Raw genomic sequence first — 26,086 nt, 5'->3', positions numbered from 1 at the left:
ATCAGGTGCACGGGCGGTAATGGAAAAGACATGCTGGAAGGCGGTGACGGCAACGAACGCTGCTGGCCGGTGCCGGCAACGACATGGTGGATGCGGGCGCTGGCAACGACCGTGTTGTTGCTGGTGACGGCAACGACATCGTCGAGGGCGGCGCCGGCAATGATGTTCTTCACGGCGGTGCTGGCAACGACCAGCTGAACGGCGGATCGGGCGATGACACGCTGATCGGCGGGGCGGGCAACGATGTGCTGACCGGTGGCAGTGGTGCGGATACCTTCGTTTTCGCGGCCGGCAGCGGCCGGGATGTGGTGACGGACTTCCAGGCCGGCGCTGACGGCAAGGATGTCGTCGAACTCTCGAAGGACGTCTTTGCGGATTACCAGGCGTTTATCGCCTCCGGGGTCTTCACGGATGGCGACCACGGTGCCGAGATCGCCTTCAAGGACGGGTCGACGATTACCTTCGATGGTGTGAAGACCAAGCAATTCGTCATCGATGACTTCCGCTTCGCGTAAACCACAAGGGCGCATCCATCCGGGTGCCCTTCAAATCGCGCCAAACCCGCCGATTTCGGCGGGTTTGTGCTTGAGGGAGCCTGGCATGAGTGGCCCACCCTGTCGGCAAAGACGAAGTAAGAAAACGTCTTCGTCATTGGCCCCCCGGGGGCCGGAGAGCACGCTGTCGCCAATATTGCTGCAGCGGACGTGCTGACCGGCGCTGGCGCTGGACGGGATCGCCCATATTCGGACGGCGACCTGTTGGATGGCCAGCGTCGAACCAGCTGCCGTTGGATATCTCAAATCATAATCGATGTAGGGGAGGGCGGTTTTCATCGCCGATGCGTGTGATGACTCATGAATTTTCTTGATCGATTGTCGGAAATGCACGCGCAAGATTGACGTTTTTCCGGTGCGGCGCTACCACCTGTGCCGGTGCCCGTCAGCCGACGGTCATTCGCTGAAATAGCGGCTGGTCGGCGTGCTCGGGTTGTCGTGTCAAAGGGGGAACCGTCCTTGTCGCTTTATCCTGTTCTCCTCGGCAGGCTTGCCCGGCCGGATCTGTTTTCCGATCTTGCAGGCATCGCTCTCGGCGGCAAGGCTTGGTCGGGCGCGGAATTCGATGTTTTAAATCCTTCGACCGGTGCGCTGCTTGCGCGGCTGCCGGATATGGGGCCCTTGGAAACCCGGGACGCGATCGATCGCGCGGCTGAAGCACAGGGCGTGTGGCAGAGCCTGCCGGCCAAGGATAAGAGCGCGGTGATGCGCCGCTGGCACCAACTGATTATTCTCCATTCGGACGACCTCGCAACGATCCTGACGGCAGAAATGGGTAAACCGCTGACGGAGGCAAAATCCGAAGTCGCCCATGCCGCTGCTTACGTGCAATGGTATGCCGAGGAGGCGAACCGCATCTATGGCGAAACGATTTCCGCCCCTTCCAACGATCGGCGGATGCTGGTTATCAAGCAGCCGGTGGGCGTGGTCGGCACCATCACGCCGTGGAATTTCCCAGCATCCATGGTCGCCCGCAAGATTTCGCCCGCACTTGCCGCCGGCTGTGCCATCGTATTGAAACCAGCGGAACAGACGCCGCTGGTGGCAGGGGCAATGTTCGTGCTCGCGCGGCTTGCCGGTTTTCCGGAGGGGGCGCTTAACCTTATCTATGCCAGTCACGGTGCCGATGTCGGTGCGGAATTGTGCACCAATGCCAGGATACGCAAGATCAGCTTCACCGGCTCAACCGAAGTCGGGCGGCTGCTGATGAGCCAATGCGCGCCGCAGATAAAGAAGCTCAACCTCGAATTGGGCGGCAATGCACCCTTCATCGTTTTTGACGATGCCGATATTGATGAAGCCGTGGAAGGCGCCATTCAGGCGAAATTCCGCAATGGCGGCCAAACCTGTGTTTCGGCCAATCGCATCTATGTCCAGTCGGCGGTTCACGATGAGTTTTCGGAAAAATTCGGTTCGCGGGTGGCAGAATTGAAGGTTGGCGACGGCTTCGATCCCGAGGTGACCATCGGTCCGATGATCGACAGCCACGCCATCGACAAGATCGAGGCACATCTGGCCGACGCCAGCGCAAGAGGCGGCTCAATAAGGTGCGGCGGCAAGCGTGTCGGCAATGGCGGAACCTTTTTCGAACCAACGGTCCTCACCGGCGTCACCACCGCGATGCGGGTGGCGCAGGAAGAGACTTTCGGACCTTTAGCGCCGATCATCCGTTTCGACGATGCGGAGCAGGTTGTTCGTGAAGCCAATGACACGATCTACGGTCTGGCTGCCTATTTCTACGCCTCCAATCTCAAGCGCGTGTGGCGTGTTGCCGAAGCCCTGGAATATGGCATGGTCGGTATCAATACCGGCCGCATGTCGTCGGAAGCAGCTCCTTTCGGTGGTGTCAAACAATCCGGCATCGGCCGCGAAGGCTCGCGCCACGGCATGGAGGATTATCTTGAAATGAAATATCTCTGCATGGGCGGCATATAGCGGCCGGCCGTCACGGGTTCCCGTGGATCATCGCCCTCAGTAACATTTGTGCGCCAGCGACGCTGGCTGCGATCAGCCTGTCGTTCATCAACGAGAAATGCAGGGTGGGCTGGTGAAGCAGCAGCCCTTTACTAAACCGATGGCCGCCATGGGAAATCCCTATGGCGCGTTTACGATTTTTCAGGTCTCCGTCATCCGCACGTTAGCCTTTGCCGCTAGGCGTGCCGACATGGCTCTCGGGCCACTCCCGTGTCGCGAAGGAAGGGCAGGAGATGACGACCTCTTCAAACATGATCGCCGGCCCGCTCGCGATGCGCTTTTTCCCGTTCGCGGAAGATTGTCACAGGCGTATTGCCGCCGGGACTGGAAGCGAAGCGTTTGCATTGTGTGAGTTTCAAAAAGTTTGAATTGACCGCCTCTCACGGCGAGGCAAAGCTTAAGGCATTGGCAAGGGAGAGCAAAAATGGACCAGCCGTGGCGTCACATGACAAGCGCACCGAAAGACGGTACCCGGATTCTCGTGACGATCCGCTCGTCGGAGCAAGGCCCGGCACAGGTGGATCTTGTTTATTGGTCCAATGGCGACCGGCTCGGAGCAGAAGGCTGGCGAGCTTCAGACTCCTCACCGGGTCGGATAATTGAATATGCGGAACCGGAGCTGAAGTGCTGGATGCCGGTTCCGGCGGCGAATACCGGTGGGCTATCGGCGCCATCTCCCTGGGAAGGGGATGATGACCGCGAGCTTTTCGGATCCGGAATATGATGGGTGGAATTGCAGTGAATTTGCGGGAATATCGTGGTGTATCATCCCTGCCTCGTCCGCGGAACTGATATCGCAAGTGCGGCTGCATCATCCTGATGCCCTGCGCGCAGGATCGCGTGCGGGAATGGATGTCATGCTCAGAGCATTCTCGATTGCAGCGCCTGAGGCGGTGTTGTCGAAGACGCACCAACCGTCAGGCGCAACGAGTTCGCAAAAGTGCCTGATCTCATCGTCGCTATAAGTGGAATAATAGATCTTTGGTTTTCCGTGCAGGCGAACATATCGCGGGGGTTCGTTAAAGGTTTCCGCAGGCCACACGAGCGCCGGATCGGCGAAAACGCGGTCAATCTTGTATGTTTTCAGCAAATCAATCGCGTCCTGCGACGCCCAGCTCTCGTGCCGGGCTTCAATGACAATCTGCCCGTTATCAGACCCACGCATCGCCTCGAACGCCCTGTCTGACGCCCGGATATCAAAGGCAAGCGATGGCGGAAGCTGACACAGAAGCGGTCCACGCTTTCGACCCAGTGGCGCAAGGTCTTCTATGAAAGTTTCAAACGGTTCGGCTATATGGTTCATTCTGCGCGTATGCGAAATCTCTTTGGGCATCTTTGCAGAGAAACGGAAGGTGTCGGGCACGGATTCAGCCCACCGCGCGAAGGTGGACGCCTTGTGCCGACGGTAGAATGTGGAGTTGATTTCGACTCCATCAAAGACCGAGGCGTAACGTTGAAGGCCGCTCCCTTCTGCCGGGAACCGGTCGGCCACCTTTCTCGGGATGGACCAGGCCGCAGTGGCAATGATTGGCAAATTGTGTCTCCTTCACCTCACCGGATCCAGTTCAACTCTTTAAAGCTCGATTTCAGCTCAAGAATTTGCTCCAGCCAAGTTCGTCTTAAAACCTCGTCGGCTGACAAGGTTCCGCGACGGTGATCCGGTCGGGGGTCCAGCCGGCTCTTTTCAGTGTCGCTCGCTGGTAAATAGCCGGTTGCAGCATCGAGACGGATCCGGGTGCTCGAATAGTATTCCGGTTACACAGTGTTGGGTGTTGGCGTCTGCGTCTTCCCGTGAGAGTAGCGATGAAACCGGACAATGACCCGGAGCCGGGACTGACCGATGATTGAAATTTCCGCTGCTGCCAGTTGGCTAATGGCTGAGTTCCGACCGGGCTTGGAACACTTCGACAAGGTCCGCGGTTTGTACCAAGGGTCAAGGCGGAAAAGAGAGGAGATATCATGTCTAACTCAAAATCCACGGGTGGCGGTTACGCCGAAAACACGGGTACGACCGCCAATCGGTTCGGCTACTCGCTTGAAAGCCAGGCTCAGTTTGACGATGCCACCGAGATAGCGCGCGGAACGGCCGCCGGCGAAACCCTCAATGTTTATCGCCTTGAACCTGTTGCGGCGCCGGACGACCCACGCTGGCAGAATGCGCCTGCCCACGGAACCGTGGTCGTCGCAGCGCGGACGGCGGGTGATGCACGGATTGTCGCTGCAGGCGCGGAACTCGATTTCATGGAGATCGACGCCCTTCCCGCTGAAGACGTGTCGACGTTGAATGCAAGCGCCTTTAGAGATGAAAAACTCTATACGGTGATCGAAGTGGAACACGATCGACAGGGTCTGACGCGAGGGGTGATGGACGGCGATGTCCGTATAGACACCATCAAGCCAGTGCAGATCTGAGAACGTGCCGACCCGAAGGGCTGCGGAATTCTCCGTTCTGCCGCAGGCTTTCAGTTATCAGCTCCGATCTGGGTAACGATATGATCGTCAGCTCACCCGGCGGGCCTGCTCCCCGTCAGGAGATACGCGTTCCGGGCCAAGCTGCGAGAGCAAGGTCGATCAGCCGCTTCAGCAAGGCGTTGCAGGCACCGTCGCAGGCTTGGGCGGACATGCCCTGGATGATTGCACCATAAAAGCGGGCAAGCGTGTCGGTATCGGTTCCCGCCGGCAGTTCCCCTTCGTCGACTGCACGGTCGAAGCGGGTCTTGAGGGCTTGCATTGATGCCTCGCGCAATGTCGCCGTCAGACGCGCTACGGACGCATTTTCTTCCGCATGCTGCAGGACGGCCGTGGAGACCATGCATCCGCGCGGCTTGTCCGGCTGGGTGTCTCCATCGGCAATATCGTAGAGGTAAAGCCTCAGAGCTTCGTAAAGCGGCAGATCGGACTGCAATATGTCGGATCGACGGCTGTTTTCACGAGCAATGCTGAAATCCAGCGCCTGGCGGTACAACTCCTCCTTCGATCCGAACATCGAATAGAGCGTCGGCGGATTGATGCCCATCGCTTTCGTCAGATCGGCGGTTGAGGTTCCTTCGTAACCGCGCTCCCAAAACAGCCGTGCCGCGATGTCGAGCCCAACGTCGCGATCGAGCAGGCGGGGTCTGCCTCGTCTGCGGACTGGTGTCTCCATAAAATAGTGATCCCTATTATATTGTTGACAGATGCGTTTCGCTCCTTATTGTAGGGGTCACTATTTATATTGGCAACGGAGTGATCAATGTCCAGACGACTTGCAGACAAGACAGCCCTTATCACTGGAGGTTCACGCGGGATCGGCCGGGCGGTTGCCCTTGCCTTTGCCAGGGAGGGTGCCGCGCTGATTGGCGTGCATTATGCCGCCAACGCGGATGCGGCCAATGCCACGGTGCACGAGATCGAAGGGCTCGGCGTCAAGGCCGTCGCCGTGAAGGCCGATCTCAGACAGGGCAAGGACGCGGCCGACAGCCTGTGGGCGCAGTTCAGCGAAGCAGCGCAGATCGAGACGGGCTCGACCGCTCTTGACATTCTCGTGAACAATGCCGGTATCGCGCCCGCACTGCCATTGACGCAGACGAGCGAAGCCGCGTTCGATGAGGTGATGACGATCAACTACAAGGCGCCGTTTTTTCTGATCCAGGCCGTGGCCGACCACATCCGTGAAAACGGCCGTATTATCAACGTCTCGACCGGGTTTACGCGGATCGCAGCGCCGACTCATCCCGCTTACGCCGCGTCCAAGGGCGCGCTGGAAACGTTGACATTGGCGCTGGCACCGGAGTTTGCTACGCGCGGTATCACAGTCAATGCCGTGCTGCCGGGTGTCACGGAAACCGACATGAATGCAGAGTGGCTGTCGTCTCCGGAAGCGCGCGCTGGCGCCGAAGCCCTCTCTGTATTTTCGCGCGTCGGAAAGGCGGAGGATATCGCCGACGTGATTACCTTCCTCGCATCCAGCGATGCCCGCTGGACTACGGGCCAGATGATCGATGCAACGGGCGGCGCCCGCATCTAGGGTACGTTGCTCTTGCTTTAGCTAAAGCTGTTCAAGCAAAAGCAGCCCACGAGGAGAATCTGATTAAGTTCAGCTTGCTTGTCGTTTATCATCACATCCACGGGCGCTACGCGTGTCCGTGGCGTCGTTATCCCCTTGTGCGGTGCCGCCGAGCTACGCGCAAACGTGGTCGCGGACATGTGACGCGCCGATCCCTGCAGATTGATCCTGCCGGCACGCCGTCTAGACGCTTTGCACTACCATCCAGCGGGATGCAAGGCAAAGCCACCGGCGCTGTCGCGGCGGGTTCCGCCAAATTCCGATAGTGTTCTGTCGCGCCTGCAGACTGCCTTGGCAAAAGCCGTCCATTTCTAAATTATTCTGCCGCGATTGTTACGTTTCCGAAACGAGCTTTGACGAGAAGCGCGGCTTCTGCGATTGCCTGATTTACCCGGGCGTTCACCACGGGAGAAACCTGTCCTTCCACGTAATCCCGGCCGGAGGTGTAGATTGCGGTCGGCGTCACGAAGGCTTCGAAAAAGGCAAATAGCGGCCTGAGTTGGTGTTCCACCACAAGCGAGTGCCGGTCTCCGCCGCCTGTCGCGGTCAAGATGACAGGTTTGCCCCTGAGGTCGGCGGGATCGAGAAGATCGATGACGTGTTTGAAGAGGCCGGTATAGCTTCCCTTGTAAGTCGGTGAACCGATCACCAGAGCTTCAGCGTCGATGATGGTCTGAACGACCTGCCGCGCGCTGCCTTCCAGGTCCGCTACGGATCGTGCCGAGCTTAGGGAGGGGCCGAGATCCTCAACGTCGAAAACCTGATGTTGCAGGCCCAGTTGGCCGGCCAGCGCCTCGCTGACGCTTTCGACGAAGCGCTTTGTGCTTGATGGCCGCGATGTGTTGCCGGAGAAACCGACGATCAGATTGTTGCTCATTGAACTTTCTTTCGGGTGATCCTGCATAAATGCGGTTTCTGTCTGCGCGCCCTAGGCCGTCTTGAGAATTGACAGCCCGGCCGGATGTGCCGATCGATCATTCTCGCCGGTCTTCCACTTCTCAAAGGCGGCGCGTCCGAGAATGGCGACGGACGTGTCTTCCTGAGGTGCATGGACGAGGACTGACTGGATATCCCGGAAATGACGCTCGAGCCCGAGATCGGCATTGAGACCGGGGTTGCCGATGCCGCGGACCGCCAGCTGGACAGCGTCGCGGATTTGCCTCCCGGCGAGAAGGCGGGCCCTTATCAGGTGTTCGGCATCGCCAATATGGTTTGCGAGCGCGCCAAAGATGATCTGGCGGGCGCCGGCAACCAGAAGGTCGATTTCACCCGAGAGTTCAACGAAACGTTCCGTTTGCGCAATCGGGCGGCCAAGATTAGCCGGCACGCGCTCATGCGCGAAGCGGATGAACGCTTCTTGGGCGGCTTCGGCCGCGCCCAGATAGATGGCAGTGAGTGCAAGCGTCATTGCCGCGTGGCCGCGATTATCCTGCTGGGCGACCGAGGGATCAACGAGCTCCAGCACATTTTCTGCCGGGATTTCAACTTCGGTGTACTCGACATCGTGCGAACCGGTCGCCCGCATGCCGAGGCTTTTCCAGTTCTCGATAATCTTGATGCCGGGCAGACCGTTGGGGACAACGAAGGTGCCGACTCGTGGCTGAACCTCATCGGTATGCGCCCAGACGAGAAAATGGGTAAGGCCATAGGCACCCGTTACGAAGCGCTTGCGGCCCGTGATCGACCAGCCATTTGCCGTCCGGTGCGCACGCGTGGACGGCAATCCGCCGCGGGCCGGCGACCCCAGCTCTGGTTCCACACGCGCGGCGTTCAGAAGAAGCGGCTGCTGCTTTGCCTGTGAAAGAAGTTCCCTGTAGAGACCGTCCGGCCAATGGCCCTTCGTGGCCTGCCCGAGATGTGTAAAAATCGTCATTGCGCTGATAAGCGCTACAGAAGGATCGCCTCGCCCGAGCGCCGCCAGAATATGGGCTGCGGTGCTCAAGGTTCCTCCCGGTCCGCCATAACGCGTGGCCACCGTGCTTTCGAGAAGTCCAGCCTTATGAACGGCGCGAATACCGGTCCAGGGAAACTGACCGGTCTGATCCGCATCCGGTGCGGCTTCGGAAAGGACGCGCGCGGCTGCGTCGAGTGCGGTGGGGTCATAGGACATGCGGATAGCGGCTTTCTCATGGTCGGCAGGCGGGATCATCCGTCACAGGGGTGGATGATCCCGGTCTTGGAAGAGAGGTGGATCGGTCCGACGGCGTGGTCGGACTGCCGTGATCAGGCGGCTGCCTTCTTCTTCGCCTCTTCGCGTTCGCGAATACCCTCGCGGACGAGGGGCAGGATGTATCGTCCGTAGTCTACGGCATCATTATAGTTGTCGTATCCACGGATCGAAATCAGATCGGCGCCAAGGTCGATATAGTCGAGAATGGAGTCGGCGATCGTGCGTGGCGACCCGACCAGGGCGGTAGTCGCGCCGCTGGCATTGGTGGCGGTAACTGTCGGATACCAGAGTGCGCGGTCATGGACGTCGCCGCGCTTGGCGATATCCAGCAGACGCTGGGACCCGATATTGGCAGGAGGTGCTGCATTGACCGGGGCACGAGACAGGCCTTTCTGGCGGTTCTCGTTCAGACGGTCGAGAACCCTGTGCGCCTTTTCCCAGGCCAGTTCATCCGTTTCGGCGACGATCGGCCGGAATGTCACCCAGATCCGGGGGCGGTCGGTGCGTCCGGCTTTTGCGGCTTCGGCGTAGATACGGTCAATCTGCTGTTTTGTTTCAGCCAGCGGTTCGCCCCAAAGGCCGAAAATGTCGCAAAGGGAGCCGCCGATACGATAAGCAGCATCCGAAGAGCCGCCGAGCGAAATCGGGATAAGGCCATTGGTCGGACGCACGGCGCTGCGGAACTGCTTGAACTGGTAATATTTGCCTTCGAAATCGAACGGCTCCGTCGAAGCCCATGCAAGGCGAAGAATGCGGATATATTCTTCCTGACGCTCGTAACGCTCTTCCTTGTTGAGGAAATCGCCTTCGCGTGCCTGCTCCTCGTCGCTCCCGCCCGCGATGAAGTGGACGACCACGCGTCCGCCGCTCAACTGGTCGAGTGTGGCGAGGGACTTGGCCGCAACCGTCGGATAAACCGTGTTGGGGCGGAGCGCGACAATGATCTTGATGTTCTTCGTGTGCGCAAGCACCGTCGCACCCAGCGTGAAAGGATCGAACGAAGAGGAGGAATAGGGAATGAGCGTGTAGTTGAACCCGTAGTCATCCAGTGCCCGCGCGTAACGTTCCAGAAACAGCGGATCGACCGGAGCATCAGGGATGGGGTTCAGATCATTGGATGCGTTGGGAAAGCTGACGCTGATGAATTCCGCAGCCATGGGAGCTCCTTGCTGTTTCTAATGTCGAGTGAAAGCTAAAGCCGACGTGGCATATGAGGAAGACAGGTCTTTCTATTTCTATGGAAAATGTAGAAAATATTGCCTGACTATTCTGGTGGCCTAGAACCGGCGATTGCCGCCGGGCCTGCATCTGCGTCATAAGGGCCGGGTTTCCACCCCAGGGAGGGAGCAACCGTCGTCGCAAGATCGGTGAGCAATCTTACGTTTTCGGTCAATCCGAAAGCCGGAGGCAAAAAGAGGACGAGCTCATCTGCGGCCGCCAGCCCGGGGTCGCTCAGTACCGCCTCAATGACCGTATCCGGTGCGCCCTGAAAAACGGGGGAAATCATGGCACCAGCCGGTTGGCCGGCAGGAGCCAGCGCACCCTTCGGGCGTGAGGCCGCAATGCCGACTGTGCGACGTTCAAGGTCATAGGCGGCATATTTTTCCCGCAGTTCCGGAGTGGTGCCGACCAGGATCGACGCTGCAACGGCGACCGGAGGCGGCGTTGTCTTCCAGATTCGCAGCCAGTGAGTGCGATAGGCATCGATGATACGCGCCTGATATTGGCCAAACGTCTCGCCTTCGTCCTGATCGTGAAGGACGGTACCGGAAATCAGGCCGATACCGAGTTCGGCGGCCTGAATCGCTGAATCGATACTGGCGGAGCCCTGTCGGATACGGCTGCGCAAGGTGGGGCTGTGTGGGGTCACCCGCAACTCGGCTCCCGGAGGCGCACCAACGTCGTTCGGCGTAACAACGTGCAGAACATCACCGGCAATGGCGGCAAGAAAACGCGACTGTCGCCGCTTTGCCTCTGTCCGGGCATCGGTATCCACGGATCCGAATACGGCATCGAACGCCCCATTTGCCCCGGTTGAAATCGCGAGTTCAAGCCGGCCGTCGATCAGCAGGTCGGTCGTGCCCGCCGCTTCGGCCAGCAGAATAGGGTCCTGATAACGCATCGGGATGACGGCGGAGCCAAGCGTAATGTGCCGTGTATGCTGGCCGACCGCCGCAAAGAAGGGCAACGGGGAAGAAAGATAGTGGTCGAAATGGCGCTGATAGGCCCAGCCGGACTGATACCCCAGCCTTTCCGCCTGTCTGAACAATTCTATGCCCTGTCGGAGCCCCTTTGCCGGACCGTCATCGTCGTTGAATGATACCCGCGTATTGAAACCCAGCCGGCTTTTCGGCCGGAACAATGCGGGAAGGTCGCGCGACGCTGCTGCAATATTCATGCGAGTTGTTCCTTCCGCAGCGCGTGCGGGGCTGCATGGGTGCGGGCCGTTCCGGCGATGCCCGATGGGATGGAGTTCAGCAGCGACGCGGTGTATTCGTGTCGCGGATTGCCGAAAATCTCGGTGACGGTCCCATGTTCGACAATGCGGCCTCGCTGCATCACGGAAACGCTGTGCGCAAGTTGCCTGACGAGGGCGAGGTCATGCGAAACAAAGACATAGGTCAGTCCGAGCTTCGCCTGCAGCGACAGCAGAACCTCGACGATATCCGCCTGAACGCTGACATCGAGAGCGGATGTGGGTTCGTCCAACACGATCACATCAGGCTTGAGGACCAGCGAACGGGCAATTGCCACACGCTGACGCTGCCCGCCTGACAGGTCTGATGGCTTGCGTTCCATGAGGTGCTCGCTCAAGCCGACATTTGCGAGAGCTTCCCGCACCTGCTCGGATCGCTGCTTCGGAGTACCGATCTCGAATCTGTCGAGCGGCTCACGAACAAGCTGGCCCACCTTCCATGTCGGGTCGAGTGACGTGAACGGGTTCTGGTAAACCAGTTGCAGATGCCGCCATACCGACCGCAGGGAAGCGCGGCTCTTGCTTGTAACGCTCTCGTCGGCAACCGTGATGGTGCCGCTTTCCGGCTGCTCGAGCCCCAGCAGCAGGCGGATGGTCGTGGTTTTCCCGGAGCCGGATTCGCCGACAAGCGCGTGTGTCGTGCCTGCCGGAACCGTAAACGAAATATCATCCACAGCGGTCAGGGTTTTGCCATCGACGGTGAAGCGCTTGGTAACGCCGCTGACAGCGATCTTTGGCGATTTGTCACTATCGAGAAGGCTGAACCCCGGATCGCGAAATTTGGCATAACGCTCCGGGTTGAGCGCGGGCACGTCGCCATGGAGTTTTTTGGCATAGGGAGAGGAGGGGGAGGAAAAAATAGCCGATGTCCTGCCCGCTTCCTGCACGACGCCGTTCTTCAGCACGACGAGATTGTCCGCCCTCTCCGCCGCTATTGCGAGATCATGGGTGATGAGAAGCAGGCTGATGTTCAGCTCATCGCGAAGACGGGAGAGGAGATCGAGAATGCGTTTCTGGATTGTGACGTCGAGCGCCGACGTCGGCTCATCCGCCACCAGCAATGCGGGGCGCGGTAATATTGCGAGCGCGATCAGTACACGCTGCAGCATTCCGCCCGACAGTTGATGCGGATAGGAATCGTAAACCCGTTGCGGATTGTCGAGACCCACCTTCGCGAATGTTTCCAGAATGAGGAGCTTGCGGATTGCGGGGTTGGCCTCTTCCGTCAGCGCTGCCGCCTCCAGCGCCTGCGCGCCGATTGTTCTCACAGGATTGAGAGAGTTGCCCGGATCCTGCGGCACGAAGCCGATTTCGCGGCCACGAAAAGGCCTGAAGCGTCGTTCCGGCAATGCCAGAATGTCCTGCCTGTCGAAAACAACCCGGCCCGTGGCGTTTGCGCCGTTGGGAAGCAGTCTTAGTACAGCCTTTGCTATGGTCGACTTTCCCGAACCGGATTCTCCGATCAGCGCAAGACTTTCGCCACGCCCAAGCTCGAAGCTGACACCGTGCACGACCTCCTGCCGCCCGTAGGAGACGGCAAGATTTTCAACGCCGAGCAGGGGTATGGCGGGCTGCGGAGCCTCTGCCACTATCCGGGGAGGGGTCGGCGCTGTTTTCAATGCGATTTGCGAAGCCATCGGCTGATCCTGTTGACAGAGAGGACGGTCACGATCGTAACGAACGCGGGCGCATAAACGAGCCAGGGCCATTTGAGGTAGTCCTTGCCGATCGAGATCAGCAGGCCCCAGTCGGAAGAGGGCGGCGGATCGCCGTAGCCGAGGAAGGCGAGGCTGGCGATGACGAGAATGGACTCGCCGAATTGCAGGACGGCCAGCGGCAACATCGAGCGGGATGCGTTTGGCAGCACATGTCTCAGCACAATGTAGCCGCGTGAGCCACCCGAGAGAAACGACGCCTCCACGAAGGTCGCCTGACGCGTCTTGATGACCTCTGAGCGCGCCACACGGGCGAAGAAGGCGATCGCCGATATGCCTGTCGCAATGGCGGCGTTGATTGTCTCGAAGCCGATTGCGGTGACGATGATGACCGCCAGCAGGAACTTCGGGATGGATAACAGCACGTCGACAAAACGTGCAAAGACGATATCCACCCAGCCGCCGAAAAATCCGGCAAGCAGACCGATCACACCGCCGATGACGACGCCGATGACGACAGCGACCAAAGCGCTCGATACAGATGAAGCGGTGCCATAAACGACCCGTGTATAGAGATCGCGCCCGAGATGATCCGTGCCGAACCAATGGGCAAAACTTGGCGCAAGAAGCTTGTCAGCCGGGACGCCGTTGATCGGGCTTTGGGTGGTGAAAAGCTGCGGTGCAATCGACCAGGCGACGACGATTGCGATGACAAGCAGGGAGAGGGCGACCGTTGCAGTTATGTTGAGAGTTTTCAGTCTCTCCAACGGATTGCTGATGGAAGCCGGGCTGGAAATAAGGCTCATGGTTTGGCCCCCGTTTCAAGGCCAAGCGACGTGTCATCGATCGTCGACAGGCGGCGTTTTCGGCCAACGATAATTTTTACCCTTGGATCGAGCAGCGGATAGAGGAGATCGGCGATGAGGTTGACGACGACGAACACCACGGCCCCCAGCGAGACGATCGCCTGCAGGACCGGCAGATCCTGAGTGCTGACGGAACGCTGGACGAGACTGCCGATACCGGTGCGGCCGAATACCGTCTCCGTAATCAGCGAGTTGCCCAGAAGTTCGCCGACGGTGAGGGCGATAACCGTCACCACGGGCAAGGAGGCAGGCTTGAGGAGATGTGTTGTGAAAAGCCGTCTTGGCCCGATGCCGCGACTGCGGGCAACCGCTGCGTAATCCTGCTCTGCCTCATGATCGAGATTGGCGATCAGAACCTCCGCAATCTGTGCGGAAAACGGTATGCCGATGGTGATCGCCGCAAACAGCGTGGCCCAGAAACTGTCGGGTTCGATGACCCGGAACAGCCTGAGCTGAAAACCGAAAAGGTGGATCAGAAACAGGCCGATGACGAAATTGGGTGTCGACAGGAACAGGGAAGGGAAGGCGCGCAGCAATCCCTGTCCGTAACGCTTCGGCACGACCTGCGTGCCGTAGGCGACCGCAAAGGCGAGGATCAGCGCCACGGTCAGCCCGGCGGTGGCCAAGACCAGCGTCGATGGCAGCACCTCGGCGATGAGCGTCGAGACCGGTCGGTTGGAGCGCATCGAGATGCCCAGATCGCCTGTCAGGAAGGCCGACAGGGAGTGCCAGAGCTGCACGATGATCGGCTGGTCCAGCCCCTGTGCCGCAATGATTTCGGCGATCTCCTGCTCGGTAAAGCCGTTCTGCGGGTTCCGCAGAACGCTGGTGATCGGGTCGCCAGGCAGGACGCTGACGACCACGAAGGTGAAGACATAGGCCAGAAGGATGACGACGATCGCCTGGCCGAGCCGCTTTGCGGCGTAGGTTAGGTAGGCATTGTTCATGCCGTCACCTCCTTGACGTTACTCGGTGGGTGCTGGCGTCATTCGGCAATGAACGCTGTGTAATAGCTGGCATAAGCGACGCCGTTATAGACTTCGCCCTTCAGCTTCGGCGATTGCACGTAAATGCGCTGGACGATTTGCGTGCGCGGGATGAAGTAACCCTGTTCCAGCACGTATTTTTGCAGGCCATCGAGCAGAGGCTTCCGATCCTCGACGGAACCTGCACCAGCGATCTTGTCGCGCAGGTCGTTGAGCGTCGCATCACGCTCGTCCAGCGCAAACCAGTTCTCGCCATTATTGGCGTTGGTCAGGATGCTTGCGACCGTGCCGGCGTCGATAAAGCTGCGGGTGACTTCATATGCCGGAACGGCGGCGCCACCGAATTTGACCTTCTCGCCAAAGGTCACGACATCATACGCCCTGATATTGACCTTCCATCCAAGCCGGCCGAGCTGCTGGGCAATCAGCTCATCGACTGATTTCGAGGTTGCCAGATAAGGATTGGAATGGATCGTCAATTCCAGCGGCTTGCCGTCCTTCACGCGAACGCCGTCCGCACCCTTGACCCATCCGGCTTCGTCCAGAAGCTTTTCCGACTTGTCCGGGTTATAGGCGAGGAGATCGCTGTGATCCGTGGCTCCCGGGACGTTGCTCTGGATGAAGGACGTCGCGAGCTTCCAGTCCTGCGTATAGACTGTGTCGATGATTTCCTGACGGTTAATGCCTGCCTGAAGTGCCTGACGCACCTTCACATCATCATAGGGCTGAAGCTTGGTGTTGACGGCCCAGCCGTTGACGAAGCCGAGATAACGCGGGGTCGCGATGGTGAAGCCTTCCTCCTTGAGCGATTTCAGTTCCTGGGGCGAGGCATTGTAGGCGACATCCGCCTGACCGGACTGAACGGAGGCGACGCGAAGGGATGGCTCAGAGACCAGCTTGTAGGTGATGGTATCGAGATATGCGGGGCCGGTGTGGCCGACTGCGGCGGGACCCCAATTATAGTCCTTGCGCTTGACCAGGGTGACGTGGTCGCCCTCTTTCCAGGACTCCACCACATACGGTCCGCTGCCTGCGGTCTTGCTGAGGTCCGCCTGCTGGCCGGCAGGCTGGGCAATGGTCTTGGGAGAGATCAGGATGGAGCCGTGGTAGCCAAGCGTCGGAATGAACCCGAGCGTCGGCTTCTTGAAGAAAACCTTGACCGTCGTCGCACCAACCGCTTCGGCGTGATCATAGGTCTTGGGGAAGAGGCCGATCGGGTTGATGCCCTCGTTCTTGCGGCCGGCATACCAGATGTCGAGATTGGCAACGACGGCCTTGGCATCCAGCGGTTCGCCATCGGAGAAAGTCACGCCGCTTTTGAGGTGGAGGGTGAACTCCGTCGCGGTGTCGTTCTGCTCCCAGCGCTCGGCAATCCACGGGCTGACCTTGCCTTCGGCATCGACGTACAGCAGCTTATCCGTGACATGACCCCATATATGGCCCTGGAAACTGGAGATCGCGCTGTTGTTGGGGATCCACGTGTCGCCCAGGGAATCGATCAGAAACGTGATGTCACCGCCATCATGTGGCGTGTCTGCGGCCACAGCACTCAAAGGTGCAGCCGTCGATAAAAACAGCGAGGCGGAAACAGCGAGCGAAGCCGTAAGAAGCAGCCGACGACGCGAAAGAGACGATGAGAAAGGACGCTTTGTCATTGTATGATCCTGAAAATTCCAAAGTTTTTCGTTGCAATTTCGGCATCTCCTGGGATGCGCGTGCTTCTGCGGTGGCTGCTCAAACGCATGTCAAACCGTTGCCGCGCCGGCCTCTCGGCCGAGCAGGAGATGCTTAAGTTCATTGGTGGCCTGATTGGGCGACGCGACGCTAGCGAGCGGTTCCCGAGAACCTGCGTGGCAGAGGAGCGCGCCCGCTTCTACATATTCCAGTCATGGCGCGATCCCCTTCTGCGCTGTCCGTCTTGCCCTTAACCTAGCAGTCAGGCGTGAGGGAGAAAGACTGGTTATTCTTTTTCTATGGATTTAGTGAATTATTTTATCGTCATTTCGGCGGCTGTTTGGATTGGTGTTTCAGGGCCCCTTGGAATGCGGGGGTTCCGGCGTGGAGTGACGACGGCTCGGCGTCTGGGCCGACCTGGTCTCGCGATACAAATCGCATGGCCTGGAAAATTGTCACGGGTGGCAGAGCCCCGGTGAAGCGCTCGATATCCACCTTCGCGATCTGGCCGGTCGATGCCTGCGACAGTTTCGATGTGCCGATATCGCGGGTCAGAATATTTGGATTTCCGTGGATGCATATCGAGTTTTCGGCAGTTGGATCCTCTGGTTCGAACCAGGCGCCGGTAGCGAGCTGCATTACCCCCGGCATGATGTCTTCACTGAGAAGGGCGCCCGCCAGGCAGCTGCCGCGCTGATTAAAAAGCCTTACGACATCGCCGTCAGATATTCCACGGGCCGAGGCGTCGGCTGGATGGATACGGACGGGCTCCCTGTCCATGACCTTGGTGGAACGGCTGAAATCGCCATAGTCCAGCTGACTGTGCAGGCGTTGATATGGTTGATTGCAGACGAGATGCAGCGGATAGAGGTGCGCATCGTCTGGAGTTTCCATTTTGGGTGGATACCAGCGCGGATGACCCTTGCAGTCATCATAACCGAAACCCTCGACGGTCCCGGAAAAAATCTCGATCTTTCCTGAGGGGGTCGCCAGCGGTTTCGTTGCGGGATTCTCAAGGAAAGCGCGCGCCGGTCCACCGTCGTCCGGCTTGACTGGAAGGGACAGTTCTCCGCGTTCCCAGAAGGTTTCAAAGTCCGGCGCCTCATGGCCCGACGCGGCAAGTGCCTGACGGGTCGTTTCGTATAGAAAGGCAAGCCATTCTCCGCTGCTGCGGTTTTCGGTGAAGGCCTCGAACCTGCCCAGTTCGCGGGCAATGCCGGCGAATATTTCGTAATCGTCGCGTGCTTCGCCGACGGGGGCGATCAGGCGCTTCATGGCGATCATCAGCGGATCGCGATCGGCGGCACCGATGTCATCACGCTCAAGCGTGGTCGTGGCGGGCAGCACGATATCGGCGTGTCTGGCGGTGGAGGTCCAGGCGGACTCGTGGACGATGATCGTTTCCGGCCGCCTGAAAGCGGCTCGCAACCGGTTGATATCCTGATGATGGTGAAATGGATTGCCGCCCGCCCAATAGACAAGCCGGATGTCAGGATAAAGAAGCGTGCGCCCGTTGTAATGGAACTCGGCGCCGGGATTGAGCAGCATATCGGAGATGCGTGCGCAGGGAATGTAGTCCGGCACAGGGTTTTTGAATTGCTGCAGCGTTGGCAGGGGAACGGCGAGCAGATTCTTGCCGATATTGCCCAACGCGCCAAGGGAATAAGAAAATCCGCCGCCGTCCGATCCGATCTGGCCGAGCATGGCGGCAAGCACAATGCCCATCCACACCGGCTGCTCTCCGTAATCGGCCCGCTGCAGCGAATGACTGACGGTGATCAGGGTTCTCGAACCGGCCATCCTGCGCGCCAGCTTGCGTATTGTGTCCGGCGCGATGTTGCAGATTTCGGCCGCCCATTCCGGGCTCTTGTGCTGGCCGTCCTCCCTGCCGAGAAGATAGTTTTCGAACCGGTCATATCCGACCGTATAACGCTCCAGAAACGTCCGGTCGTGCAGCCCTTCCGTAACGAGGACGTGCGCCAGCCCGAGCATCATCGCCACGTCGGTGCCCGGGATGATGGGAAGCCACTCGGCATCCGCCTCAGCGGGGAAATCGTCTGCCAGAGGGCTGATGAATGTGAAATGCGCACCGCGAGCCTTCGCGCCGGCAAGTTTTTGCCGGACCGTGTGCGTGCTGATCCCTCCGCCGTGGACATCGGCATTCTTGATCGCCATCCCGCCAAAGGCGAGCACCAGCTCGCTGCTGCGTTCGATGGCATCCCAGGTCACGCTCTTTCGGTCGAAGCTGTCATAAGGGCCCAGGACATGGGGGATTATGACCATGGCCGCACCGGAACTATAGGTGTTGACCGACCGGACATATCCGCCGAGGACATTCAAGAAGCGGTGGATCTGGCTTTGCGCGTGATGAAAGCGACCGGCACTGGACCAGCCATAAGAGCCGCCGAACACGGCGCTTGGACCGTGACTGTCGTAGACCCGCCTCAGTTCGTCGGCGACCAGTGTCGTCGCTTCGGCCCAGCTGACCTCGACATAGTCGTCAGCGCCCCGCCGCTGTGCATGGTCGGTTTCGCGCTCAAGCCACCCCCGCCGGACAGCGGGCCGTCGGATGCGGACGGGGCTGTCGGCGATCGCCGGAAGATTGCCCAGTAGCGGGGATGGATGGGGGTCGCCGGAGTGAGGCTTTATCTCCAGTCGCCCATTTGTGAGCCGCCCGGAGAAGGCGCCCCAGTGAGAACTGTGAGTCTTGAAAGAATTCATCGTGTCGCCCCAGCGGTCGCGGATCGCAAAGTAACATTCTATCTCGGCAGGATTTTGCCGGGATTCATGAAGCCGGCTGGATCGACTGCATGTTTGATGAGCGCCATAAGATCGACCGCGTCACCATGTTCTTCACGCAGGTAGGCGATCTTGCCGGTGCCCACGCCATGTTCGCCGGTCGAGGTGCCGCCGACCGAGAGGGCGTATTGCACCATCTTCTTGTTGATGGCCGCCACCTCGCCGAGCTCTTCCGCATTGCCGGGATCGACCGCGAAGACGACATGATAATTGCCATCGCCGACATGGCCGAGAATGGCAGCCGGTACGCTGCAATCCTGCAGGAGCTCGCGGGTCTTCAATATGCAGTTGCTGAGCTGCGAGACCGGAACACAGACATCCGAAGACCAGCCTTTGGCGTTTGGCCTTTGCGATACGACAGCATAAAACGCGTTGTGGCGCGCTTTCCAGAGGCGATTGCGTTCTTCGGGGGCGTTGGCCCACTCGAAATCCTTGCCGCCATGGTCTTCCACAATGGCGGACACCATATCGACCTGCTCCTGAACGCCGGCGGGCGAGCCGTGAAACTCGAAAGCCAATGTGTCCTCGATCTTCAGCTCCAGCCCGGAATAGGCATTGACGGCCGTGATCAGGCCACGGTCCATGAGCTCCATGCGGGCGACGGGGATGCCGAGTTGCACGACCTGAATGGCCGCCGCGACTGCTTGTTCGACGCTCTCGAAAGAGCAGAGCGCCGCCGAGATGGTTTCGGGTATTCCATAGAGGCGAAGGGTTATTTCGGTGATGATCCCCAGCGTTCCTTCCGAACCCACGAACAGCCGCGTCAGGTCGTATCCGGCAGAAGACTTTCTGGCGCGACCGCCGGTTTTGATAACCTGGCCGGTCGGCAGCACCACGGTCAGGCCCAGTACGTTTTCACGCATTGTTCCGTAGCGGACGGCGTTGGTGCCGGAAGCGCGGGTTGCAGCCATGCCGCCAATCGAAGCGTTTGCGCCGGGATCGATGGGAAAGAACAGTCCCATGTCTCGCAGATATGTGTTCAACTGCTCCCGCGTTACCCCGGCCTCGACCGTACAATCCAGATCTTCACTGCTGATACGGGTGATTTTCGACATGCGTGAAAGGTCGATCGAGACTCCGCCATTGACGGCTGTCAGATGCCCTTCCAGGGAAGTGCCGGCGCCAAAAGCGATGACGGGCACGCTTTCCGCCGCACATAGCCGCACGATCTCGGACACTTCGGAGGTGGTTTCCGCGAAAGCGACCGCATCGGGAAAGGCGGCTGCGTGATGCGCCTCGCCGCGCCCGTGCTGCTCGCGCAATGTCGGCGACGTTGAAAGACGCTCCCCGAGGAGGTCTCGCAGGGATCGGATGAGAGAAGGAGACAGGTCAGGCATAAAACATTCCGTGTAGGCGGGTCGCAAAACACTGCGACAGACTTACAAACCTTGAGGGCGAGGCGCGCGGCCGGCGACGCCATCTGGCAGTGAACATCAGGCGGCCAGTTTTTCGCCCCTGAGATGACGCTCGAGGAACGGAAGGCTGTCCTGCCCCCAGTAGAGTTCATCCTGATAGCGATAGGTCGGAACCCCGAACACACCGGCGGCCCTGGCAGCTTCGAAGCTCGCCTTCTGCAAGACAGCAACCGCGTCGCTTTTGCCATGTTCATCGAGGGCTACAGCATCGAAGCCTGCAGCCGTCGCGATGGCCTGGCGGATGTCGGCCTTGCCGATGTCTTCACGGCGGACCCAGAAAGCCTCCTGCAGTGCAACTGCAAGCTTCAGCCAGTCTTCACCGGTTTCGATTGCCGCCGCAACCATCAGGCCTGCCGGGGACGGATCCGAGAGCGCAGCGCGATTGTCGAAATTGAGCACTTTTCCGCGCAATGCCGCCCACCGCTTCAGATCCGTGATCCAGTAAACGCGTCTGGCCTCCGGGCGATTTTTCGAGTAAATGCCACCGTTTTCCTCGATCAGCGGAATAAGGTGAGGGCGGATAGTGGCGCCCTGCTGTTTCGCCAGGGCGGCAAAGGGTTCAACACCAATGAAGGCCCAGGGTGAGCCGATGCTGAAGAAATAATCGATCGTCTTTGTCATTGTCTGCTGCTTTCAGTTCGGTTGATCGGTGGAGGCGGCGGCCGTGGCGAAAACGGAGAGAGCGCAGTCACGCGCGATCAGCACCGCCTTGGGGTCGCGTCCAACCGCGACGGTCGCCAGCGCCCCTTCGTAGAGAAGTGAGAGATGGGCGGCGGCGATCTCCACTGTGCTGCCGGCCCTCGCCAGGATAGCGGCGAACAGGTCCCTGACCTTCGCCTTATGGGTACGCGCAACGAACACGACCCGCTCGGATTCGCCATGTTCGGCAACCGCGAGAGCGAAGGCGCAGCCGCGAAAATCCGGGCTGTCGGCCTTTTCGTGGAGTTGCTCGAAAATCAGCCGGATCTGCTCCTTCGGAGCCATGTCCGCATCCACCACGTTCTGAAGCGCGTGGATCACCCGCTCATGACGCGCTTCCAGATAGGCTGCAACAAGATGATCCTTCGAAGGGAAATGCCGGTAGAGCGTCGCCTTCGCGACATTCGCTTCCTCGATGATCCGATCGATGCCGACAGCCCGGATGCCTTCGCGATAGAAGAGCGTGCCGGCGGCGGTGAGTATATGGTCTGATATGGCTTCTCTCATTATATCGTTTCACACTGTCGTTTGATAAATCGCACTGCTTGAGGCCGCCGGTCACGAAGGGCTGGCGGGATTCGGCTGCGCCGGCTGGTCCGGGCCGGCGATGAGCGACGTGATTGCATCGAGCGGCAGCGGCTTTGAAAACCCGCCCTGTTGCGCCAGTTTGCCGGCCAGCGTCTGAACAGCGTCGTTATAGGGCGTTGGCACATTGTGAAGCCGGCCGAGCAATACGATCTCTCCGTTGAGGAAATCCACCTCACTTGAGGCTCCGCGCCTGAAACTCTGCCACGTCGATTGCTGGCCCGGGTGAATGCCGCTGTTCGGCGCTACTCGCCAGTTCGAGATGTCTACGGTTCGCTCGGAGGGCGAGGCGAGGGTGTAACCTGCCGCGTCGAGCACATGGCGGGCTTCATCCACCAGCGCCGCGCTGATCTTGTCGTTCAGATCGGCCGGACCGTCGAACAGTTCGAGGACGTTGCGAACGTTGTGAAGGAGCTTTGCTGCTTTCCAGCGGCGGATATCGTCGCTGGCCTCGGCAAGATATCCCGCCCTGTTGAGGTCTGCCGTGACCTGCGTCGTCACCTCATCCTGTCCGAGCGGAAAACGCCCGACCGTCACGATGCCCAGTTGCGGCTCGCCGCCAACCACCACCTTCCCGGTTTCTGTGAACCGCGCCGGTGTCAGAATGCTTGCGCCATAGACCCTGGAAAATGTTCTCAGGGCATTGGCTTCAGTCGCCAGTCCATTCTGAAAAGTCACTATAGGCAGCTGTGCAGCCGCCGGTGCCGTCGTGCTGGAGACGTTCTGCCAGGACCAGAAGGCGAGTGCGCTTATGGCATCCTGAGCCTTCACCGTGAGCAGGAGGATATCATCCCGTCTCAATTCCGGAAGATCCGTCAGGTCGAAGACCTTCAGATCGATCTGCCGCGTCTGTGCGGGTCGTTGAAAGGTGAGGCCATGCTGCCTGATATGGCTTATCTGGGCTCCCCGCCCGAAAAGTGCATAATCAATGCCGGAAAGTGCAAACTGTGCTGCAAGGCTCGCGCCCACCGCGCCGGCGCCAATGATAACATAACGTGGCATCTGTCGTTTCTCGTCCTGTCTTTTTACGCTCCGGATTTACGGAGATATTGGTGTGGTGATTGGTTCGGCGGTTTCGGCGGCGGTTGAGGACGGTGGCAGGATGCGTTCAGGAGCATTCTGAACGGATCGTAAGGCCTTCGAGCGGGGCAAAGGAAGACCGGTCATTCTATATCTACTAATTTTATAGAAAATAAGTTCCCGAAACCGGTGATTTCGGGAGAGATTGCGCCGCCCCGGCCCGCGCCTTGTATCGCCGGGGCAAGGGCGCGCCTTCGTTATACCGTCAGCCGCAATGGAATTTATTTGATAGCGAAACCGAGGCGACGCAGCGTCCGGCTCAGTTCCGCACGGCCCTTCAGCGCGGCGGCGTTCTCCACACGCTGGGCAATGGGCCCTGTCCAGCCATTTTGGGGCAGGCCCTGTTTTTCCTGAAACACCTTTAATACCTCATCATAAGAATTGAGGTCATCGTGGGCGGGTTCCGAATAGGTTTCATGAAACAGAACGGATGATTGTGACAAGCGCGGTTTGACATCTGTTTTTACCGCCGGGTCAGGATAGCCGACCGTCAGGCCGAAGACGGCAACCGTCTCGGCAGGTAGGTTGAGTTCGCGGGCCACGTCCTCCGGCCTGTTGCGGATGCCGCCGACGTAGCAGGAGCCCAGGCCGACTGAATCAATTGCGGCAACAGCGTTCTGCGCTGCCAATGCAGCGTCGATGGCGCCGATCAGGAAGCTTTCCAGGTAATCCAGTCCTTCACCCTCATTCCCCTGGCGTGAAGCGACCGTGCGCAGCCGCTTCAGGTCGATAAGCCAGATGAGGAAAAGGGGGGCATCCTTTATATGGGCGTTGCCGCCGGTGAAACCCGCCAGTCGTGCCTTGCGCTCCTTGTCCTGCACCGCAACCACACTCCACGCCTGAAGATTGGATGATGTGGGCGCTGATTGCGCGGCGGCGACCAGAAGCTCCAGGCTGCCCTCCGGCAGAGCCTTGGGCAGATAGGCGCGGGCGGTGCGATGGTTCAGCAAGGCGTCGATGGTGTCATTCCAGAAAGGCGGAGAAAAATCGGCCTGCGTTCCATAACGGGCCTCGACGCGCTGCTGTGGGATTTCCAGTTTGGTAATCGGACTGGGCGGGGTCATCGGATGAAACTCCATAATTGGGGGTGGAAGGGTCGGGCTCGAATGTGCGGATCAGAAAGGCGGCAAATTCCTGTGATTTGATATGGCCGGCCGAGGCATCTGCCGAGCAATGTCCTTCTCAATCGCGATTTTGCGATGAAACAACATTTCCACGGGAATGCTGAAACAAACGCCGGCGAGATTTCTTCGCATTCCACCATCTGCTCCGGATGCGCAACGAAGATCCCGATGGATGGGGCAATTCAGCGCGAGTTTTGGTGCCTGCTTGCGTAAGTATTGAAATAAAATTCCGCAAGGAATGATTTCTTCGACTAGGAGGAAGAATTTTATCCTTAGGAATGCGCCGCATTGCCCCGATGCTTTCGTCATCGAAACGACGTTTTCAAACGGGGATTTTCATGACGATCGGACGCCGGCAGTTCAATAAAATGCTTCTTTTGGCAACGGCAGGAACGGCCCTGCCTGGTTCGGTGTTCGCGGCGGGTGGCGATGCGAGCCGGCCCGTCTCCGGCGGCACGCTCAGGCTGCTCTATCGTGTCGATCCCGGCAACGCGCTTTTCGCCATCAACACATCGTCAGGCACGGGGCAGGCGATCGGCCCAAAGATTGTTGAAGGCCTCCTCACATTCGATTTCGACCTCAAGCCGCAGCCCTTGCTGGCAACGGAATGGTCCGTTTCCGATGACCACCTGCGTTATACGTTCAAACTCAGGCCAAATGTGAAATGGCATGACGGCAAAGATTTTACATCGGAAGACGTTGCCTTTTCGATTTTCCGCCTGAAAGAAGCACACCCGCGCGGCCGCATAACCTACCAGAACGTTCAGGCGGTGGAGACGCCTGATCCCCTCACTGCCATTATCGTTCTGTCCAAACCCGCACCGTTTCTCATTGCTGCGCAATCGAGTTCGGAATCGCCGATCGTGCCGAAGCATATTTTCGAAAAGCTGAAGCCCGCCGATGGCCAGACGCTGCAGACTGCTATTGGCACCGGCCCCTTCAAACTGACCGAATGGACGCCGGGGAGCCATCTGATCTTCGATCGAAATCCCGATTATTGGGATGCTGGCAAACCCTATCTTGATCGCATCATCCTGCGCATCATCACCGACCCGGCTGCGCGGGCAGTGGCGCTGGAGACGGGGGAAGTCGATCTTGGCGACAACCCCGTGCCGCTGGCGGATCTCGAACGGCTGAAGCAGAACCCCGATCTCGTTCTGGATACGAACACCTATGCCTATGCGGGTCCGCAGCAGCAGTTGTTCTTCAATTACGATAACGAAATCTTCCGCAAGAAAGATGTTCGCCTGGCCATTGCGAAGGCAATCAACCTCGATGAGATCGTCAATGTAGCGCTCTTCGGTTATGCGCAGATATCACCCAGCCCCGTCAGCACGGCCCTTCCCAACTGGTATGATGCTTCGGTCAAGCCATATGCCTACGACCCGAAAGAAGCGGAAAAGTTACTCGACGCGGCGGGATATCCGCGCAAGGAGGACGGCAAGCGTTTTCCAGTACGATTGACGTATAATTCCTATCTAACGCCCGGCTATGCCGATGTTCTTCGCAGCCAGCTTGAAAAGATCGGCATTGCCGTTGAAATCCGCAAATACGACCTGCCGACCTATCTGAAAACTGTCTACACCGACCGCGCCTTTGATCTGGTGGTGGAATCCCTCTCCAATACCTTCGACCCGTCGCTCGGCATCCAGCGCGCCTACTGGAGCAAGAATTTCAAGATCGGGCTGCCCTTTTCCAATGCGGCAAACTACGCCAATCCAGAGGCGGATGCGCTTCTTGAGGCGGCCGCCATCGAACCGGATCCGAAGAAACGCTGGGTAACCTGGAGCAAGTTCCAGCATCTTATCCATGACGACGTTGCCTCCGTCGATCTCGTGGCGGCGGGAAGCCAGATCGTGGCGCACAAGCGGGTCAGGAATTATGTCACCGGCGCGCAGGGGCTGAACTGGAGTTTCGGCGATCTGTGGCTCGATCCGACCGCTTGAAACCCCGCATGAAAATTCCGGATTTGTCAGGAGAAAAC

At 59.1% G+C, this 26,086-nt stretch carries 24 protein-coding genes; 7 read left to right on the top strand and 17 right to left on the bottom strand.

What is annotated here, in order from left to right:
• Positions 1-83: 83 nt before the first annotated feature.
• The gene (locus HQN82_RS25670; RefSeq protein WP_022562835.1) at positions 84-515 is read left to right on the top strand and encodes a calcium-binding protein; all 432 of its coding nucleotides are present in this window, start codon (positions 84-86) and stop codon (positions 513-515) included.
• Positions 516-545: 30 nt separating this feature from the next.
• Here HQN82_RS25670 and HQN82_RS15650 read toward each other — a convergent pair whose 3' ends face one another.
• Positions 546-893, bottom strand: a complete 348-nt coding sequence (locus HQN82_RS15650) for a hypothetical protein (protein WP_048902888.1) — start codon at positions 891-893, stop codon at positions 546-548.
• Positions 894-1,058: 165 nt separating this feature from the next.
• Here HQN82_RS15650 and HQN82_RS15645 point away from each other — a divergent pair, with 165 nt between their 5' ends.
• The 3 genes from HQN82_RS15645 to HQN82_RS15640 all read left to right on the top strand — a co-directional run bounded on the left by HQN82_RS15645 (position 1,059) and on the right by HQN82_RS15640 (position 3,252).
• The gene (locus HQN82_RS15645) at positions 1,059-2,489 is read left to right on the top strand and encodes an NAD-dependent succinate-semialdehyde dehydrogenase (protein ID WP_234904921.1); all 1,431 of its coding nucleotides are present in this window, start codon (positions 1,059-1,061) and stop codon (positions 2,487-2,489) included.
• A gap of 272 nt (positions 2,490-2,761) precedes the next feature.
• A complete protein-coding gene (locus HQN82_RS25665) occupies positions 2,762-2,896 on the top strand; it encodes a hypothetical protein (protein ID WP_272913824.1) in 135 nt (44 codons plus the stop codon).
• 56 nt (positions 2,897-2,952) lie between these two features.
• On the top strand, positions 2,953-3,252 hold the full coding sequence (locus HQN82_RS15640; protein WP_004445373.1) for a hypothetical protein: 300 nt from the start codon (positions 2,953-2,955) through the stop codon (positions 3,250-3,252).
• Between the two features lie 87 nt (positions 3,253-3,339).
• Here the strand turns inward: HQN82_RS15640 and HQN82_RS15635 are convergent, their stop codons facing one another.
• Positions 3,340-4,062, bottom strand: coding sequence for a DUF72 domain-containing protein (locus HQN82_RS15635; protein ID WP_022562832.1), 723 nt, complete (start codon positions 4,060-4,062; stop codon positions 3,340-3,342).
• A 425-nt stretch (positions 4,063-4,487) separates the two neighbouring features.
• On the opposite strand from HQN82_RS15635, the gene HQN82_RS15630 reads away from it, so the two are divergent.
• Positions 4,488-4,940, top strand: a complete 453-nt coding sequence (locus HQN82_RS15630; RefSeq protein ID WP_022562831.1) for a hypothetical protein — start codon at positions 4,488-4,490, stop codon at positions 4,938-4,940.
• 115 nt (positions 4,941-5,055) lie between these two features.
• On the opposite strand, the gene HQN82_RS15625 is transcribed toward HQN82_RS15630, so the two are convergent.
• The gene (locus tag HQN82_RS15625) at positions 5,056-5,673 is read right to left on the bottom strand and encodes a TetR/AcrR family transcriptional regulator (protein ID WP_022562830.1); all 618 of its coding nucleotides are present in this window, start codon (positions 5,671-5,673) and stop codon (positions 5,056-5,058) included.
• An 87-nt stretch (positions 5,674-5,760) separates the two neighbouring features.
• Here HQN82_RS15625 and HQN82_RS15620 point away from each other — a divergent pair, with 87 nt between their 5' ends.
• Positions 5,761-6,534, top strand: coding sequence for an SDR family oxidoreductase (locus HQN82_RS15620; protein ID WP_064263438.1), 774 nt, complete (start codon positions 5,761-5,763; stop codon positions 6,532-6,534).
• Between the two features lie 355 nt (positions 6,535-6,889).
• Here HQN82_RS15620 and HQN82_RS15615 read toward each other — a convergent pair whose 3' ends face one another.
• The 14 genes from HQN82_RS15615 to HQN82_RS15550 form a co-directional block, all read right to left on the bottom strand.
• Positions 6,890-7,450, bottom strand: a complete 561-nt coding sequence (locus tag HQN82_RS15615) for an NAD(P)H-dependent oxidoreductase (protein WP_022562827.1) — start codon at positions 7,448-7,450, stop codon at positions 6,890-6,892.
• 51 nt (positions 7,451-7,501) lie between these two features.
• Positions 7,502-8,683 (bottom strand): acyl-CoA dehydrogenase family protein, encoded by a 1,182-nt coding sequence (locus HQN82_RS15610; RefSeq protein ID WP_048902886.1) that lies wholly within the window; start codon positions 8,681-8,683, stop codon positions 7,502-7,504.
• A 113-nt stretch (positions 8,684-8,796) separates the two neighbouring features.
• Positions 8,797-9,900 carry an LLM class flavin-dependent oxidoreductase gene (locus HQN82_RS15605; protein WP_004445361.1) on the bottom strand — a complete coding sequence of 368 codons (1,104 nt, stop codon included), beginning with the start codon at positions 9,898-9,900 and terminating at the stop codon, positions 8,797-8,799.
• A gap of 107 nt (positions 9,901-10,007) precedes the next feature.
• Positions 10,008-11,141: an LLM class flavin-dependent oxidoreductase gene (locus tag HQN82_RS15600; protein ID WP_022562825.1), complete on the bottom strand. Its 1,134-nt coding sequence runs from the start codon at positions 11,139-11,141 to the stop codon at positions 10,008-10,010.
• Positions 11,138-12,856 (bottom strand): dipeptide ABC transporter ATP-binding protein, encoded by a 1,719-nt coding sequence (locus HQN82_RS15595; protein WP_173615192.1) that lies wholly within the window; start codon positions 12,854-12,856, stop codon positions 11,138-11,140. Before HQN82_RS15595 ends, HQN82_RS15600 begins: the two co-directional genes overlap by 4 nt.
• Positions 12,835-13,680: an ABC transporter permease gene (locus HQN82_RS15590; protein ID WP_004445358.1), complete on the bottom strand. Its 846-nt coding sequence runs from the start codon at positions 13,678-13,680 to the stop codon at positions 12,835-12,837. Before HQN82_RS15590 ends, HQN82_RS15595 begins: the two co-directional genes overlap by 22 nt.
• Entirely contained in the window at positions 13,677-14,687 is a 1,011-nt protein-coding gene (locus HQN82_RS15585) for an ABC transporter permease (protein ID WP_022562823.1), read from the bottom strand. The genes HQN82_RS15590 and HQN82_RS15585 overlap by 4 nt, the downstream gene beginning before the upstream one ends.
• 38 nt (positions 14,688-14,725) lie before the next feature.
• Complete coding sequence (locus HQN82_RS15580; RefSeq protein WP_022562822.1) at positions 14,726-16,381, bottom strand: ABC transporter substrate-binding protein; 1,656 nt, start codon at positions 16,379-16,381, stop codon at positions 14,726-14,728.
• A gap of 343 nt (positions 16,382-16,724) precedes the next feature.
• Positions 16,725-19,121 (bottom strand): molybdopterin guanine dinucleotide-containing S/N-oxide reductase, encoded by a 2,397-nt coding sequence (locus tag HQN82_RS15575; protein ID WP_022562820.1) that lies wholly within the window; start codon positions 19,119-19,121, stop codon positions 16,725-16,727.
• 38 nt (positions 19,122-19,159) lie between these two features.
• Positions 19,160-20,536, bottom strand: a complete 1,377-nt coding sequence (locus HQN82_RS15570) for an FAD-binding oxidoreductase (protein ID WP_173615191.1) — start codon at positions 20,534-20,536, stop codon at positions 19,160-19,162.
• Between the two features lie 96 nt (positions 20,537-20,632).
• The gene (locus HQN82_RS15565) at positions 20,633-21,235 is read right to left on the bottom strand and encodes a 2-hydroxychromene-2-carboxylate isomerase (protein ID WP_064263436.1); all 603 of its coding nucleotides are present in this window, start codon (positions 21,233-21,235) and stop codon (positions 20,633-20,635) included.
• Positions 21,236-21,247: 12 nt separating this feature from the next.
• Positions 21,248-21,820 (bottom strand): TetR/AcrR family transcriptional regulator, encoded by a 573-nt coding sequence (locus HQN82_RS15560; RefSeq protein WP_022562817.1) that lies wholly within the window; start codon positions 21,818-21,820, stop codon positions 21,248-21,250.
• Between the two features lie 51 nt (positions 21,821-21,871).
• Positions 21,872-22,900, bottom strand: coding sequence for a ketopantoate reductase family protein (locus HQN82_RS15555; RefSeq protein ID WP_022562816.1), 1,029 nt, complete (start codon positions 22,898-22,900; stop codon positions 21,872-21,874).
• 299 nt (positions 22,901-23,199) lie between these two features.
• Positions 23,200-24,042, bottom strand: a complete 843-nt coding sequence (locus HQN82_RS15550; RefSeq protein ID WP_006698371.1) for an NADPH-dependent oxidoreductase — start codon at positions 24,040-24,042, stop codon at positions 23,200-23,202.
• Positions 24,043-24,440: 398 nt separating this feature from the next.
• Between HQN82_RS15550 and HQN82_RS15545 the strand changes: the two genes are divergently transcribed.
• A complete protein-coding gene (locus HQN82_RS15545; RefSeq protein ID WP_022562815.1) occupies positions 24,441-26,048 on the top strand; it encodes an ABC transporter substrate-binding protein in 1,608 nt (535 codons plus the stop codon).
• Positions 26,049-26,086: the final 38 nt, after the last annotated feature.

Origin of the sequence: Agrobacterium pusense, from assembly GCF_013285525.1 — a bacterium.
In the GTDB taxonomy this organism is placed as follows: Bacteria; Pseudomonadota; Alphaproteobacteria; order Rhizobiales; family Rhizobiaceae; genus Agrobacterium; species Agrobacterium pusense.
Note: the sequence above shows the minus strand (reverse complement) of the source record. Positions and strands in the feature narration are given on the sequence as shown.